This is a genomic window from Sphingomonas sp. ERG5 (assembly GCF_000803065.1).
In the GTDB taxonomy this organism is placed as follows: Bacteria; Pseudomonadota; Alphaproteobacteria; order Sphingomonadales; family Sphingomonadaceae; genus Sphingomonas.
Genome location: NZ_JSXI01000024.1, coordinates 314,770 through 329,139, shown reverse-complemented (window position 1 = coordinate 329,139; position 14,370 = coordinate 314,770). Strand labels below are relative to the sequence as shown.

General features: G+C 63.8%; 14 protein-coding genes. 8 read left to right on the top strand and 6 right to left on the bottom strand.

Features of this window, described 5'->3' with window-relative positions; translation table 11 throughout:
• Positions 1 to 95 precede the first annotated feature (95 nt).
• Positions 96 to 245: a hypothetical protein gene (locus OO12_RS28510; RefSeq protein WP_160296776.1), complete on the bottom strand. Its 150-nt coding sequence runs from the start codon at positions 243 to 245 to the stop codon at positions 96 to 98.
• A gap of 185 nt (positions 246 to 430) precedes the next feature.
• Between OO12_RS28510 and pspF the strand changes: the two genes are divergently transcribed.
• The 3 genes from pspF to OO12_RS10005 all read left to right on the top strand — a co-directional run bounded on the left by pspF (position 431) and on the right by OO12_RS10005 (position 4,072).
• Entirely contained in the window at positions 431 to 1,480 is a 1,050-nt protein-coding gene (gene pspF / locus OO12_RS10015) for a phage shock protein operon transcriptional activator (protein ID WP_034158482.1), read from the top strand.
• Positions 1,481 to 1,633: 153 nt separating this feature from the next.
• Positions 1,634 to 3,175, top strand: coding sequence for a hypothetical protein (locus OO12_RS10010; RefSeq protein WP_034158481.1), 1,542 nt, complete (start codon positions 1,634 to 1,636; stop codon positions 3,173 to 3,175).
• A 288-nt stretch (positions 3,176 to 3,463) separates the two neighbouring features.
• Complete coding sequence (locus tag OO12_RS10005) at positions 3,464 to 4,072, top strand: superoxide dismutase (RefSeq protein WP_034158480.1); 609 nt, start codon at positions 3,464 to 3,466, stop codon at positions 4,070 to 4,072.
• Between the two features lie 125 nt (positions 4,073 to 4,197).
• Here the strand turns inward: OO12_RS10005 and OO12_RS10000 are convergent, their stop codons facing one another.
• From OO12_RS10000 to mtaB, 4 genes are all read right to left on the bottom strand, one after another.
• Positions 4,198 to 5,079: an AraC family transcriptional regulator gene (locus OO12_RS10000; protein ID WP_034158575.1), complete on the bottom strand. Its 882-nt coding sequence runs from the start codon at positions 5,077 to 5,079 to the stop codon at positions 4,198 to 4,200.
• Between the two features lie 441 nt (positions 5,080 to 5,520).
• Positions 5,521 to 6,159, bottom strand: coding sequence for a septation protein A (locus OO12_RS09995; RefSeq protein WP_034158479.1), 639 nt, complete (start codon positions 6,157 to 6,159; stop codon positions 5,521 to 5,523).
• Positions 6,156 to 7,091, bottom strand: a complete 936-nt coding sequence (gene ftsY / locus OO12_RS09990) for a signal recognition particle-docking protein FtsY (protein ID WP_034158478.1) — start codon at positions 7,089 to 7,091, stop codon at positions 6,156 to 6,158. Before ftsY ends, OO12_RS09995 begins: the two co-directional genes overlap by 4 nt.
• Positions 7,088 to 8,401: a tRNA (N(6)-L-threonylcarbamoyladenosine(37)-C(2))-methylthiotransferase MtaB gene (mtaB, locus tag OO12_RS09985; protein WP_034158477.1), complete on the bottom strand. Its 1,314-nt coding sequence runs from the start codon at positions 8,399 to 8,401 to the stop codon at positions 7,088 to 7,090. Before mtaB ends, ftsY begins: the two co-directional genes overlap by 4 nt.
• A 23-nt stretch (positions 8,402 to 8,424) precedes the next feature.
• Here mtaB and OO12_RS09980 point away from each other — a divergent pair, with 23 nt between their 5' ends.
• Positions 8,425 to 9,003, top strand: coding sequence for a DUF924 family protein (locus OO12_RS09980; RefSeq protein ID WP_052215713.1), 579 nt, complete (start codon positions 8,425 to 8,427; stop codon positions 9,001 to 9,003).
• Here OO12_RS09980 and OO12_RS09975 read toward each other — a convergent pair.
• Positions 8,978 to 10,663, bottom strand: a complete 1,686-nt coding sequence (locus OO12_RS09975; protein WP_152616341.1) for a putative bifunctional diguanylate cyclase/phosphodiesterase — start codon at positions 10,661 to 10,663, stop codon at positions 8,978 to 8,980. The genes OO12_RS09980 and OO12_RS09975 overlap by 26 nt on opposite strands.
• A 283-nt stretch (positions 10,664 to 10,946) precedes the next feature.
• On the opposite strand from OO12_RS09975, the gene ffh reads away from it, so the two are divergent.
• The 4 genes from ffh to OO12_RS09955 are packed head-to-tail and all read left to right on the top strand — an operon-like array spanning position 10,947 to position 14,303.
• Positions 10,947 to 12,437, top strand: coding sequence for a signal recognition particle protein (gene ffh, locus OO12_RS09970; protein ID WP_200887432.1), 1,491 nt, complete (start codon positions 10,947 to 10,949; stop codon positions 12,435 to 12,437).
• A gap of 38 nt (positions 12,438 to 12,475) precedes the next feature.
• Positions 12,476 to 13,099: a 30S ribosomal protein S16 gene (gene rpsP / locus OO12_RS09965; RefSeq protein ID WP_034158475.1), complete on the top strand. Its 624-nt coding sequence runs from the start codon at positions 12,476 to 12,478 to the stop codon at positions 13,097 to 13,099.
• A complete protein-coding gene (gene rimM / locus OO12_RS09960) occupies positions 13,099 to 13,575 on the top strand; it encodes a ribosome maturation factor RimM (RefSeq protein ID WP_034158474.1) in 477 nt (158 codons plus the stop codon). The genes rpsP and rimM overlap by 1 nt, the downstream gene beginning before the upstream one ends.
• A complete protein-coding gene (locus OO12_RS09955) occupies positions 13,530 to 14,303 on the top strand; it encodes a metallophosphoesterase family protein (RefSeq protein ID WP_052215712.1) in 774 nt (257 codons plus the stop codon). Before rimM ends, OO12_RS09955 begins: the two co-directional genes overlap by 46 nt.
• Positions 14,304 to 14,370: the final 67 nt, after the last annotated feature.

Genomic DNA, 14,370 nt, shown 5'->3' with positions numbered 1-14,370 from the left:
AATACGCGGGCCGGAATACTGGGCCGGTTGGAAGAAGAAGAGGGAGCCGGGATGGTGCAAGGGGCGTTGGACCACCCCGGCTGACGCCGCTCAGACTAGGGGCGAGCGGCGATCTGGTGAGTGGGGGCCGCAAAAGCCTGGGCCGGGGCAACCGCGCTGAGCACGAAGGCCGTGCTGCAAACGATGGTGCAGACGATCGCTGCGACGGTGTGGCGGGCGTTGCGGGGGTTATAGTCGTTGTTCATGGCGAAACTTCCTGACCTTGGCCTTGGGAGGCGGTAATTGGTGCCGCTCATCGGCGGTTGCTTAAGGCATTGCAGGAGCCGTGCCAGTTTTGAGATTGGCGGAAATCCGCCATTTTTCTCGTCGATTCGTTCAACTTGGTATTTTCACCTTGCCAAGGCTTGGGAATTTACGCCAAGCATTGGGCATGGAGCGCACTACGCAGGTCATCGGCCAGTCGACCGAGTTTCTCGATGTGCTCGAGCGTGCCAGCCGCGCTGCCGCGCTGGATCGCCCGGTCCTGGTCATCGGGGAGCGCGGGACGGGCAAGGAGCTGGTCGCCGAACGCCTGCACCGGCTCAGCCCGCGCTGGGACCAGCCCCTGGTCGTGATGAACTGCGCCGCCTTGCCCGAGACGCTGATCGAGGCCGAACTGTTCGGGCATGAGGCGGGCGCGTTCACCGGAGCGACCAAGGCGCGGGTCGGGCGGTTCGAAGAGGCCGATGGCGGCACGCTGTTCCTCGACGAGCTCGGCACGCTGTCGATGGGCGCGCAGGAGCGCCTGTTGCGCGCGGTCGAATATGGCGAGATTACCCGGATCGGTTCGTCGCGCCCCTTGCGGGTCGATGTCCGTATCGTGGCGGCGACCAATGAGCATTTGCCCGAGAAGGTCGAACGCAACCAGTTTCGTGCCGATCTGCTTGACCGGTTGAGCTTCGAAGTCGTGACACTGCCGCCGCTACGTGCGCGGCCCGGCGATGTGATGGTGCTGGCGGATCATTTCGGCCGGCGCATGGCCGCCGAAATGGGCCGTGACGACTGGCCCGGCTTCGGTCCGCAGGCGATCGATGCGCTGGTCGATTATCAATGGCCGGGCAATGTCCGCGAACTGCGCAACGTGATCGAGCGCGCGGTGTATCGCTGGGAAATGGGCGGTCCGATCGAGACGATCGAGTTCGATCCATTCCATTCGCCCTATCAACCGGCGGCCAGTCCGGGGCGTGTTGCCGCTGCGCCGATGACAGTGCTTGTGGATGATGCCGCTGACGCCACGGCGCCGGTGCACGGCGAGAATGGCGGGTCCGACTTCAAATCCCGCATCGCCAGGTTCGAGCGGGAGTTGCTGGCCAAGGCGCTAGCCGAGTATCGCTTCAATCAGCGTGCGACCGCTGAAGGACTTGGCCTGAGCTATGATCAGCTCCGTCATGCCCTGAAACGACACGGGTTGATCTCTGCCGGGCAGACGCGCGACGATTGATATGACGCGGACTGGAGTCACCTGAACCAGACCCGTTATCGTCAGCGCCGCGACGATTGCGCATCAGCCATGCCCGGGAGCGGTTCGGATGGTGACGGTTTCCCGGATACTCTGTACGGCCTGCCCATAGGCGATGATTTGCCGGGGGGGATAATGCCGACAATCTTCAGGGCGCTTGGTAACGATCTGCGATCTCGTCCGGGCCCGATCGTTGCCGTCGTCACGATCCTGATTTGCCTGCCTTTCATCCGGTCGGTCTGGTGGATGAGCGATGAAGGCATTCTGCTCCAGGCCGCGCGTCGAATGGCCGGCGGCGAGACACTCTATGGCGATTTCTTCGAACTCCATCCGCCGCTCGCCTTCCTGCTGGTCAGGGCTTGGCAGGCGATCTTTGGAGAAACGTTGGTAGCTATCCGGCTGGGCATGGTCCTGGTCCTGAGCGGCATCGCCTGGCTCGCTTATGCGTGCAGCTTTCGGCTGAGCGGCAATGTCCGCCTGTCGGCCTTTCTTGCGCTGGCCTGGGTGATCGCATCGCAAGGTTTGTGGACTCAGCTCAACCATAGCTGGATATCGACGCTCTTCTCGATGCTGGCCTTCAGAGCTTCGCTGGGGCCGGCGCGGAATGAGGTTCGCCCGTTCCTGACCGGCATGGCGGCGGGCGCCGCGGCGGTCGTGACCACCAGTCGCGGTGGCTTGACGGTGATCGCCGCATGCCTGTCGCTGCTCAACTGGCGATCGCCGCGCATGCTGTTGCGTTTCGTCGCGGGTGGCGCGCTGGTTGCCGCTGCGATGCTCGTTTATCTTCTGGCCACCGGTTCGGTGACCATGGCCTATCAACAGGTGGTGGTATTTGCCGCCACTCACTATTCCAATATTCAATATGTGCCATTCGGCAGCTTCGTCACACGGCAAAGCTGGCCATTGGTTGCGGCATTTCCGCTGGCCGCCGTGGCCGTCATCGTGTTGCTGATCCGGCGGCGGACGGACCTGTTCGTCGATCCGGACGCGCGAACGGCGATCATCTTCGCGATCATTGGCTTTATCGGCTGTTTCCCTCGGCCGGATGCGGCGCATATCGGCTTTTGCGTGCCGTTCGTCCTGCCGCTGCTGGCGCGCATCTTCGACCGAATCACGCCGCGGGGGCGGCTCGGACAGTGGCTGTTCGCTGCTGTCATGCTGGCGATGTTGCCGCCGCTGGTCGCGATTACGAAGGAAGCGATCAGGGTCATGCGACAGCCCCTTCACGCGACGCGCGCCGGAACGATATCGTTCATCACGCCGGCCGGCGAACCGGCGTTGCTTGCTCGACTGGCCACGCTCCCGATCGGGCAGGAAGTTCTGTTTTATCCTTACAGCCCGCTGCTCGCGGTGCTCTCCGCGCGCCATCACCCGGCGCGCGTCGATGTGTTCGTGCCGAACTATTCGACCCCGGAGCAGTATCAGGAAGCGTGCTGGCAAATGATGGATCGTGCAGACTGGGTGGTGGTCGACGGGACGCTCACCGGATCCGATCCATTTCGCAAGGTATTCCCTGCGATGACAAATCCCTCGCCGCCGGAAAGGACGGCATTCGAGGCGGCCGTGCAGGCCGGTTTCGTCCTGGATGCGCGATACGGGCATTATGATCTGCTTCGCCGGTCGCGGCCCAGCCGCCTGTTGTGCACCGGCATCGACGCCCCGCCGGCTTCGCCTTGAACGGGACGTGCGATCTGCGGCGGCAACCAGGGTCTGGACCCAGGATGTCGGCGGGCGTCACCACCGGCATAAATCGACGCCAGCGCTCCTTTCGGGACTGGCGAGTATCTTGTTCATCGCGGCGCTCCTCCCATTTATGAAGCGTCGTCGCGCCGTTGCCGATGGCAGTGCAGGCTAGGAAAAGTCATTTGCTTCACGTAACGACCGATAAAATCCGCTGGCCACACTGAACCAGGTCGCCCCACACTCGTTGGACGGGCGGCACCCTTTGATGATGGAGTTTTACCGATGGCTTTCGAACTGCCCCCGCTGCCCTATGCCTATGACGCGCTGGAGCCGACCATCAACGAAGAGACGATGAAGTTCCATCACGACAAGCATCACAAGGCCTATACCGACAAGCTCAATGAGGGCGTCGAGAAGGACCCGGCTCTGGCCGGCAAGACGATCGAGGAAATCCTCGGCGTGATCTCGACTCAGCCGCCGCTGGTGCGCAACAATGGCGGCGGTTTCTGGAATCATGATTTCTTCTGGAAGATCATGACCCCGGGCGGCGGCACGCCGTCGGGCAAGCTCGCCGCGGCGATCGAGGCGTTCGGCGGCCTCGACAAGCTCAAGGAAGAATTCAACACCAAGGGCGCGGGCCAGTTCGGCTCGGGCTGGGCCTGGGTGATCGCCGATGCCTCGGGCGCGCTGAAGGTCACGTCCACACCCAATCAGGACAATCCCCTGATGGACGACGCCAAGGACAAGGGCACCCCGATCCTCGGCAACGACGTGTGGGAACATGCCTATTACCTGACCTATCGCAACGACCGCGCCGCCTATCTCAAATCATGGTGGGACGTGGTGAACTGGGATGAAGCCGGCAAGCGCTACGACGCTGCGGTCGGCTGATCCGGCGATCATCGACGCGACGAGGGCCTCGGGAAACCGGGGCCCTTTTCATGTGTCGCGAGATGGGCGGACAACGGCCTGTCCGCTTCCGGCGATCGGAAGGGACAAGCCGCCGTCGCGCATCATTATTTCAGCGGCAGGAACAGTTCCGCGACCGCCTCATGCTCCGGCACCTCCGGGAAGAAGGCGAGGCGCTGGCAATAGAGAGGGAAATCCCTTGCTTCTTCGCCGCTGGCCGGAAGCCAGTCGCGATAAAGGTAAAGCGCGGCGGGCTCCAGATTGTCGGTGTTGCCGACGACGCGCAGCACCGCGCAGCGTCCGCCAGGTATCTCTCCGGCTTTGATCTGCTCGCCATTCGCCCTGATCGGCTGGTCGGTTCCGACACACAGGTCCATGCTATAGTCGGCAGGCGAGGCGGGGCGCCGCTCGGAACGCCAGACAGTGAAGGTCGGACTTGTCCTGGGATGCAGGCCGGCGGCCTTTCGCCAGGCGATGAACCGCTGGATGGTGTCGCCAAGTGTCATGGGGTTGCCCCGATGCTCCATGATCGCCACCGGCGTTGGGGACACATCGCGGATCGTCACGTCATTGTCGGTAAAGATATTCTGCATGAGCTTGCTCCTGGCGTTGTCGAGCGGCCCGAAGGCCGCAAGCCACGGCTCCCAGTCGGGAGATTTCCGGAACGACGAAGGCGATTGCCCGAACCGTTGCCGAAAGGCGCGGGCGAAGGCATCGGGTGCTTCGTAACCGGCATCCATCGCTATGTCCGTGACGCTTTGGGCGTCTCTATAGGCCAGCCGGTACGAAGCGCGCTTCATGCGGGCGAGCTGGACATAGCGATGCACGGACACCCCGAAGGTGGACGTGAACTGCCGGTGGAAATGGCATTTCGAGAATGCCGCGACGCCGCTCAGCGCTTCCAGGCCCAGATCACCGTCGAGATGCTGGTCGATATGGTCCAGCACCCGCTGCATTCGGGCATGGTAGTTTTCGAGTGCCGCCTTCATCGTCTCTTCCTCCGTGGCGACACCAGCTAGGCGCTTCCGGATATGCCGCGCTCGACCGATCTTGCGATTCGGCATGGATCGACAGGAGCCTGCCAGGGACAGCTTACCGGCTGGCGCGATCGACGGCCGAGCGGTGGAATATAGGTTCCGCGCACTCCTTCGAAATCACTCGAGGTTTCTTGGTTTAATATATGATATATGGAGATAATATCTGAATGCTGCGCCGGACGATGGCGAAGAGATAGTGTACATACCGGTGTAACATATCTCCCGCAGCGTGTGGCTTCAGCTCTGGCCCCGCAGTCCTGTCGCGACGGCGATTCAATCATGACACGGGATGGGGCAAATCATCCCGTGCCGCATGAGTGGCGGTGCGCTCTTTCTCAGTGTCGACAGCGAAATTGCCGTGGGGCCACCGGGCAGCGGCCTTGCCGGCAGGATTCAACCCTCAGGCGGCAGCGGCGGCGTTTCTTCCTCGCCGACCTTCAGGCCGTGCTTCATCAGCATCGGCACATTCGCAAAGGCGAAGATCAGGGTCAGCGGCACCGCGCCCCAAAGCTTGAAACCGGCCCAGAAAGCGGGGTCGTCGGTGCTGAGCGGCGCGGTGTAGCGCCACACGCTCTCGTTGAGCACCGCCATGAAGACGAAGAACAATGCCCAGTTGATCGTCAGTTGACGCCAGCCGGCAGCATTGACGCCGGGATAGGCGGTATCGAGCAATTGCTGCAGCAACGGCCGTCCGGTCGCCAGGCCAAAGGCGAGGATCGCGGCAAACATCGCATAGACGAAGGTCGGCTTCATCTTGATGAAGGTGCCGTCGTGGAAATAGAGCGTCAGCCCGCCGAACACGAGCACCAGCGTGCCGGAGATCCACAGCATCGGCGAGATATGGCCGGTCTTCACGCGCGAGACGATCATCGCGACGACGCTCGCGACCATGAAGGCGGCGGTGGCGGCGAGCAGCTTGGCCAGGGCGGGGCCGCCGGCGAGTGTGTTGACGAGAAAGAAGACGGCAAGCGGGCCGATGTCGATGGCGAGGCGCAGGCCGGCGCCGATCTTGGGACGGGTTGAACTGGTCATTTCACCGCTCCTTCCACACCGGCGATGATCCGCGCAACCTCGTTCGCATCGAACGGGCGCAGGTCGCCCATGCTCTCGCCGACGCCGATCGCATGGATCGGCAGGCCGTATTTCTCCGCCGCCGCCACCAATACGCCGCCACGTGCCGTGCCGTCGAGCTTGGTCATCACCAGGCCGGTGACGCCGGCATCCTTCTGGAACACCTCGATCTGATTAAGCGCATTCTGCCCGGTCGTCGCATCGAGGACCAGCACCACGTCGTGCGGCGCCGCCGGGTTGAGTCGACCGAGCACGCGGCGGATCTTGGACAATTCGTCCATCAACTCGCGCTTGTTCTGCAGCCGGCCCGCCGTGTCCACGATCAGCACGTCGATGCCGGTCGCGGTCGCCTGCTTGACCGCTTCATAGACGATCCCCGCCGCGTCGCCGCCTTCCTTGCCGCTGATGATCGGCACGCCGACACGCTCGGCCCAGGTGGCGAGTTGGCCGATCGCGGCGGCGCGGAACGTGTCGCCCGCCGCGAGCATAACGCCATAATCCTGCTCCATCAGCAAATGCGCGAGCTTGGCGATGGTGGTGGTCTTGCCGGAGCCATTGACGCCGATGACCAGGATCACTTGCGGACGCGGGAATGCCTCGATCTCGAGCGGCCTGGCGACCTTGGCCAGCACTTTCTCGATCTCTTCGGCGACGACCAGGCGGATGCCGAGGTCTTCCATGTTGCGCTCATATTGACCGTCGGCGAGCCGGGCGCGAATCCGGGCGGATGTTTCGGGGCCGAGGTCGGAGGCGATCAGCGCTTCTTCAATATCATCGAGCGTTGCGTCGTCGAGCCGCGCCGCGCCGAGCCCGACGAGATTGCCGAGCAAGCGATCCGAGGTGCGTTTGAAGCCGCCAAGCAGTTTCTCGTGCCAGCTGGGGGAGGTGCTCATGCGGGAATTCCGGTCAATGTCTTGCCATCTGTTGCTGTGATGAGGATCGGAGCAATGCTCCCCACATCCGTTCGCCCTGAGCGTGTCGAAGGGCCGTCCTTCTTCTCTTCGCCGAATAGAGAGGGCGGTGCTTCGACATGCTCAGCACGAACGGGGGGAGGGAAACGCACCTCCGCGAAATTTGGTGCATGGCCCCGGTCACCAGGGCGTTCGACCAATATTTGCTGTTCGGTCCCAATCAGGCTCTCCAGCCAAGCTAGCTTTCGCCGCTCACCGGCCGCTCTCAACAACCCCGCGCGTTCCTTGCGCACAGGGGCAGCGACCTGCGGCATCCTTGCCGCCGGCGTACCGGTGCGGGGCGAATAGGGGAAGATATGCGCGTGGACCACGTCGCAATCGTCGATCAGCGCCAGCGTATTGGCGAACATGGCGTCGGTTTCGGTCGGGAAGCCGGCAATCAGGTCCGCGCCGATCGCGATCTCCGGGCGCGCTGCCTTGAGCCGTTCGACCGCCGCGACCGATTGCGCACGGTCATGGCGACGCTTCATCCGCTTGAGGATCATGTCGTCGCCGGCCTGGAAGGAGAGATGCACATGCGGCATGATCCGCGCCTCGCCGGTGATCAGGTCGAACAGCCGGTCGTCGATTTCGATCGAATCGAGCGACGACAGGCGGAGCCGTTCGAGCGCGGGGACATGGCGCAGGATGCGTTCGACCAGCAGGCCGAGGCTCGGCGCGCCGGGTAAGTCGGGGCCATAGCTGGTCAGGTCGACGCCGGTCAGCACGACCTCGCGATGGCCGGCATCGACCAGCCTCGCGATGCGATCGATCACTGCGCCCGCCGGGACCGAGCGGCTGTTGCCGCGCCCGAGCGGGATCGCGCAGAAGGTGCAGCGATGGTCACAGCCATTCTGCACTTCGACAAAGGCGCGGGCATGGGCGGCGAAGGCAGCGGCGAGATGTGGGGTGGTCTCACGCACTTGCATGATGTCGCCGACAACGATCGGAGCGGAAGCGTCCCAGGCCTCCGACGTGAGTTTCTCCGCATTGCCGATCACCCGATCGACTTCCGGCATCGCCGCGAAACCGGCCGGATCGATCTGCGCCGCGCAGCCGGTCACGACAATTTGCGCGCCCGGTCGATCGCGGCGCGCGCGGCGGATCGCGCTGCGCGTCTGGCGCACCGCGGTGTTGGTGACGGCGCAGCTATTGACCACCACCACGTCGCGTCCGCCGACCAGCGCGCGGATCGTTTCGCTCTCCGCTATGTTCAAGCGGCAGCCCAGGCTGACAATATGAGGTTCAGCCACGATAAGGGCCGGGGAGATGGGACATGAGCGGTGATCTAGGTGCGAAGCCGGGCGAAGTCCACGACAAGACCCAGCAAGTATTGTCCTTCTGGTTCGACGACGTGCCGGCCGCGAAGAGGTTCGCCAAGGATGAAGCGCTTGATCGCACCATAGCCGAGCGGTTCGGGGAACTGCGCGACGATGTGATGGCGACCGAAGCGGCGGGCTGGCGCAATGATCCCGAGACGTTGCTTGCCGCGATCATCCTGCTCGACCAATTCTCGCGCAACATTCATCGCGGCACGGCGGCGGCGTTCGCGGCCGATCCGCTGGCGCTGAAGCTGACCAACCGGGCGATCATCCTTGCCTGGGACGACACATTGCCGGTCGAGCGCCGCGCCTTTCTCTATATGCCGATGATGCATAGCGAGAACCGGGCGGTGCAAGCCAAGAGCGTCGCCTGGTTCGAGCGGCTCGGGGATGCGGAGAATCTCGGCTATGCTCGCGCGCATGAGGCGGTGATCGAGCGCTTCGGCCATTTCCCGTCTCGCAACGCAGCGCTCGGGCGTGTTTCGACGCCCGAGGAGCTCGACTATCTCAGCCAGCCAGGCGTTGATTGGTAGAGGATGGGGGACTGGTAGAAGATGCGGGATTGGTAGAGGATGCGGTACCCGTGGCCGTCGCGGGTTTGGGGTCGGCCGCCAGCACGTGACGCAACAGCCGCTTTTCGGCCAGCAGTCGCCGCACATTGGCGACGCTCAGCGGGCGGCCATAGAGATACCCCTGACCCTTTGAGCAGCCCAGCGCGCGGAGCCGTTCCTCGATCGAGGCGTCCTCGATGCCTTCGGCGGTGATCGGCAGATTGAGGCTATCGCCAAGCCGGGTGATCGCGTTGACGATCGCGGCGCTTTCCGAATTGTCGTTGATCGACATGACGAAGCTCTTGTCGATCTTGATCCGGTCGAACGGCAGCGCGCGCAAATGGGCGAGCGAGGAATAGCCGGTGCCGAAATCGTCGAGCGCAAGGCGAATGCCCTGATTCTTCAGGCTGCCGACGATCGATTGCGCGAGCGCGAGATTGTCGAACAGCGAGCTTTCGGTGATCTCGATCTCCAGCCGGCTGGCCGGGAACCCGGTTTCGGTCAGGACCTTGATGATCTTCTGCGCCAGCCACGCATCCTTGAGCTGCCAGGGCGAGATGTTGACCGACAGTGACAGGCCTGGGTCCCAGTCTTTCGCCGCGACGAAGGCCTGACGCATGATCGACAGCGACAATTCCGCGATCATGCCGGTTTCCTCGGCGATCGGGATGAATTTGTCGGGCACGATCAGGCCGCGGGTCGGGTGCTCCCAGCGCGCCAGCACCTCGAAGCCGCCGAGACGGCCTGTGGTGAGGTCGATCTGCTGTTCGAAATAGGGCACGATTTCCAGGCGCGGAATGGCGGCGCGCAAGCCGCTTTCCAGCTCGTTGCGTGCCTGCAGCTCGCGCTCCATCGACAAGTCGAACCAGGCATAGCGATTGCGGCCCGAATTCTTCGCCGCATACATGGCGATATCGGCCGAGCGCATCAGCGCGTCGATGCTGGGGCAGTCGAAATCCGAGCGCGCAACGCCGACCGAGGCGCTGATATGCAGTTGCAGGCCTTCGGCGTGAAAGGGCTGGGCGAGGCGGCTGATGAGCTTCTCGGCGATCCGCTCGACCGTGTCGGGATGCGCAGGATCGAACAGAAAGGCACAAGCGAACTCGTCGCCGCCGAAGCGCGCGGTGAGCGCGATCGAGGGCATTGCGGCGGCGATCTCGACTGCGACCTGGCGCAGCAGGGCGTCGCCGATGGCATGGCCGTGCATGTCGTTGACCGTCTTGAAATGGTCGAGGTCGAGCATGAGCATCGCCATCGCCTTTTGACGGCGTTCGGCGCGCACGAACATGGCGGCGCCTTCCTCGGCCAGGCTGCGGCGATTGAGGAAGCCGGTCAGCGGATCTTTCGACGCCAGTTGCTGTGCGCGCTCCTCGGCGGCGGCGCGGATCGTCACTTCGATGCTCAGTTCGCGGTGCCGGCGCCAGCCGAACAGGATCAGGGCGACATTGAGCAGCAGCGCAATGACCAACGTCTGGTCTGTGCTGCCGCCCCCGGCGAAATAATGCCGCAATGTACTCGACAGCACGGCGCTGCCGGTGCCGACGAACAGCAGGATCGCGGCAACCGTGATTGCGCCGCTCAGCAGTTCACGCCGGGCTGTGATCGGCGATTCGGTAATGTCTTCGCTTGTGTCCAGCGCCATGCCGGTGTGCCCCGCCTTTTGTTCGTGACAACAATCTCATGGATCGGGTGTAGAAGACGTTAAATGCGGGGCGGACGATCTCCCATATTGTATGGCATTGCTGCTTTCCGATTCCATCGACTTGCCTTTCCGGGCATCGCCGCGTATAGGCCTGCCCGTTCCCGCACCGACGCAGGGGCACCGTCCACTACAGGGGCGGTCATACGCTGGCTGACGAGGTTTCGTCCGCCGGCGTTTCTTGCGTTTCACCGGGAATAGCCGCGATCGGCAACGGAGTTTGTTGATGTTTGAAAGCCTGAGCGACCGCCTTGGTGGTGTGTTCGATCGTCTGCGGGGGCGCGGTGCGCTGACCGAGGCGGACGTGCGTGCGGCAATGCGCGAAGTGCGTGTTGCCTTGCTCGAAGCCGATGTCGCGCTGCCCGTTGCGCGCGATTTCGTCGACAAGGTCACTGAACTGGCCATCGGCCAGAATGTGCTGCGCTCGGTCACGCCGGGTCAGCAGGTCGTCAAGATCGTCAATGACGCACTGGTCGAGATGCTCGGGGCGGAGTCGTCCGAACTCGAGCTGGGCGTTACCCCGCCGGCCGTGATCATGATGGTCGGCCTGCAGGGCTCGGGCAAGACGACCACGACCGCGAAGATCGCCAAGCGTCTGGCGGGCCGCGAGCGCAAGAAGGTGCTGATGGCGTCGCTCGACGTCAATCGCCCGAATGCGCAGGAGCAGCTTGCCACCCTGGGAACGCAGGCCGAGGTCGCGACCTTGCCGATCGTGCAGGGCCAGCAGCCGGTCGATATCGCCCGTCGTGCGCTGCAGGCGGCCAAGCTGCAGGGCTATGACGTCCTGATACTGGACACCGCCGGTCGCCTTCATGTCGACCAGGCGCTGATGGACGAAATGCGCGCCGTCGCCGATGTCGCGCAGCCCGCCGAAATCCTGCTCGTGGTCGATGCACTGACCGGCCAGGACGCGGTCAATGTCGCGAAGAGCTTCTCCGATCAGGTGCCGCTGACCGGCGTGGTGCTGACCCGCATGGACGGCGATGCGCGCGGTGGCGCGGCGTTGTCGATGCGCGCCGTCACCGGCAAGCCGATCAAGTTCGCCGGCATGGGCGAAAAGCTCGACGCGCTCGAAGCCTTCCATCCCAGCCGGGTCGCCGGCCGCATCCTCGGCATGGGCGACGTGGTCGGCCTGGTCGAACGCGCGGCGGAATCGATCCAGCAGGAAGACGCCGAGAAGATGGCGGCGAAACTGGCCAAGGGCCAGTTCGACATGGACGATCTGCGCAACCAGCTCGCGCAGATGCGCCGCATGGGCGGGCTTGGCGCGCTGGCCGGCATGATCCCGGGTATGAAGAAAGCGCAGGCGGCGATGGCCTCCGGCGCGGTCGACGAACGCATCCTGTTGCGCATGGACGCGATGATCACGTCGATGACGCAAAAGGAACGCTCCAAGCCCGAAGTGATCAACGCCAAGCGCAAGATCCGCATCGCCAAGGGCAGCGGTACGACCGTGCAGGACGTCAACAAGCTGCTGAAAATGCACCTCGAAATGTCCACCGCAATGAAGAAGATCCGCAAGATGGGCGGATTGAAGGGCATGGCGGCGATGTTCGGTAAAGGCGGCGGAGGTGGCGGTGGCATGGGTGGTGCCGGTGGCCTGGGTGGTCTCGGCAACATGCTTGGCGGCGCCGGCGGTGGCGGGCTTCCCGGCCTTGGCGGCGGTCAGGCCAAACTGCCTCCCGGTTTTGAAAATCTGCTCAACAAGAAAAAATAACCCGATCAACATTCGATCAATCAAGGAAGATAACTACAATGGCACTCAGCATTCGTCTGTCGCGTGGCGGCTCCAAGAAGCGTCCTTATTACAAGATCATCGTTGCCGATGCGCGCAGCCCGCGTGACGGCCGCTTCATCGAGAAGCTTGGCACCTACAACCCGCTCCTCGCCAAGGATTCGCCTGAGCGCGTCAAGCTCGACGCCGATCGCGCCAAGCATTGGCTGAGCGTTGGTGCGCAGCCGACCGATCGCGTCGCGCGCTTCCTCGACGTCGCTGGCGTGCGTGAGCGCCCCGCGCGCAACAACCCGAACAAGGCGAAGCCGGGCGAGAAGGCCACCGAGCGCGCCGAAGAGCGTGCGACCAAGGCAGCAGAAGCCGAGGAAGCCGCCGCAGCAGCTGCTGCCGCTCCAGCACCGGCTCCCGAGCCTGAGGTCGCTCCGGTTGCCGACAGCAATGAGGAAGCGGAAGCAGTCGTAGCCGCCGAAGTCGAAGCGGCGACCGAAGAGCCGACGCCTGAGGCCGAAGCCGTGGTCGAAGCCACCGCCGAAGAGGCACCCGCCGTCGAAGCGCCGGCCGCTGAAGAGGCGCCTGCTGCCGAGGAGGCTCCGGTCGCCGAAGAAGCACCCGTCGAGGCCGAAGAAAAGCCCGCCGACGCATAATGTCGATGGACCGCCCCGTCACGCTTGCCGTCATTATCGGTGCACATGGCGTGACGGGGGAGGTACGGCTGAAGGTCTTCTCCGAAGACCTGACGCTGTACAAGAGCTTCAACAATGGCGCGCTGACGCTGAAGTCGACGCGTCACGGCAGTAACGGCACGATCGCGCGCATTGCCGAAGTGACTGACCGCAACGCCGCCGAGGCGATGCGCGGGACTGAGTTGACCGTGCCGCGTGCCGCGCTGCCGCCGCTCGCCGAGGGCGAATATTATCATGCCGACTTGCTTGGCCTGCCGGCCTTTTCGGCCGGTGGTGAGGCGGTCGGCAAGGTCGTGGCGATCGATGATTTCGGCGCCGGCGACGTGATCGAAATCGAACGCGAGAACGGCAAGCGTTTCATGGTGCCGATGAATGCCGACGCCGTGCCTGAATGGGATGGCGAACGGCTGGTGGTGGCCGAGGAGTTCATTTCCTGAGCCGGATCGCGATCCTGTCCGATATCCATGGCAATCTGCGCGCGCTCGACGCGGTGATCGCCGATGCGCAGGGACGGGGATGCGATGTCTTCCTCAATCTCGGAGATTCATTGTCGGGTCCGCTATGGCCGGTCGAGACCGCCGAACGGCTGATGCGCGAGGATTGGCCGACGATCGCGGGCAATCATGAGCGGCAGTTGCTCACGCTGGAGCGCGCCCGGATGGGGGCAAGCGACGGGCATGCGCATGATGTGCTGGACGCGCGGCATCTTGCCTGGATCGCCGCACAGCCAGCGGTTCTGGCCTGGTCGCCCGAGATTTTCATGTGTCATGGCACGCCCGCCAGCGACCTCGAGCATTTTCTCCACACCGTTGAGCCGACCGGTATGCGCGACGCCGGCGACGACGAGATCGCGGCACGGGCAGGGGAGCGTCGCGAGGCTTTCCTGTTATGCGGGCACACACATTTGCCGCGAGCCGTTGTGCTTGCCGATGGGCGGATCGTGGTCGATCCGGGCAGTGTCGGCTTGCAGGCATTCGATGACGACCGTCCCTGGCCATACCGTGTCGAGGTCGGCGATCCGCGCGCGCGCTATGCGATCATCGACAATGGCGCGATTGAGTTCGTTGCGGTGGAGTACGACCATGAAGCGGCCGCGGTAAAAGCGGCACACGAAGGACGCGATGATTGGGCCGTCGCGCTGCGCACTGGCCGTATTACTGCGTGATCGTTCATGGTTGGCAGCAAGTTCGTGAGACGGCGGCTGCAGCGTTTGCGGGCTACGCTATCCAACG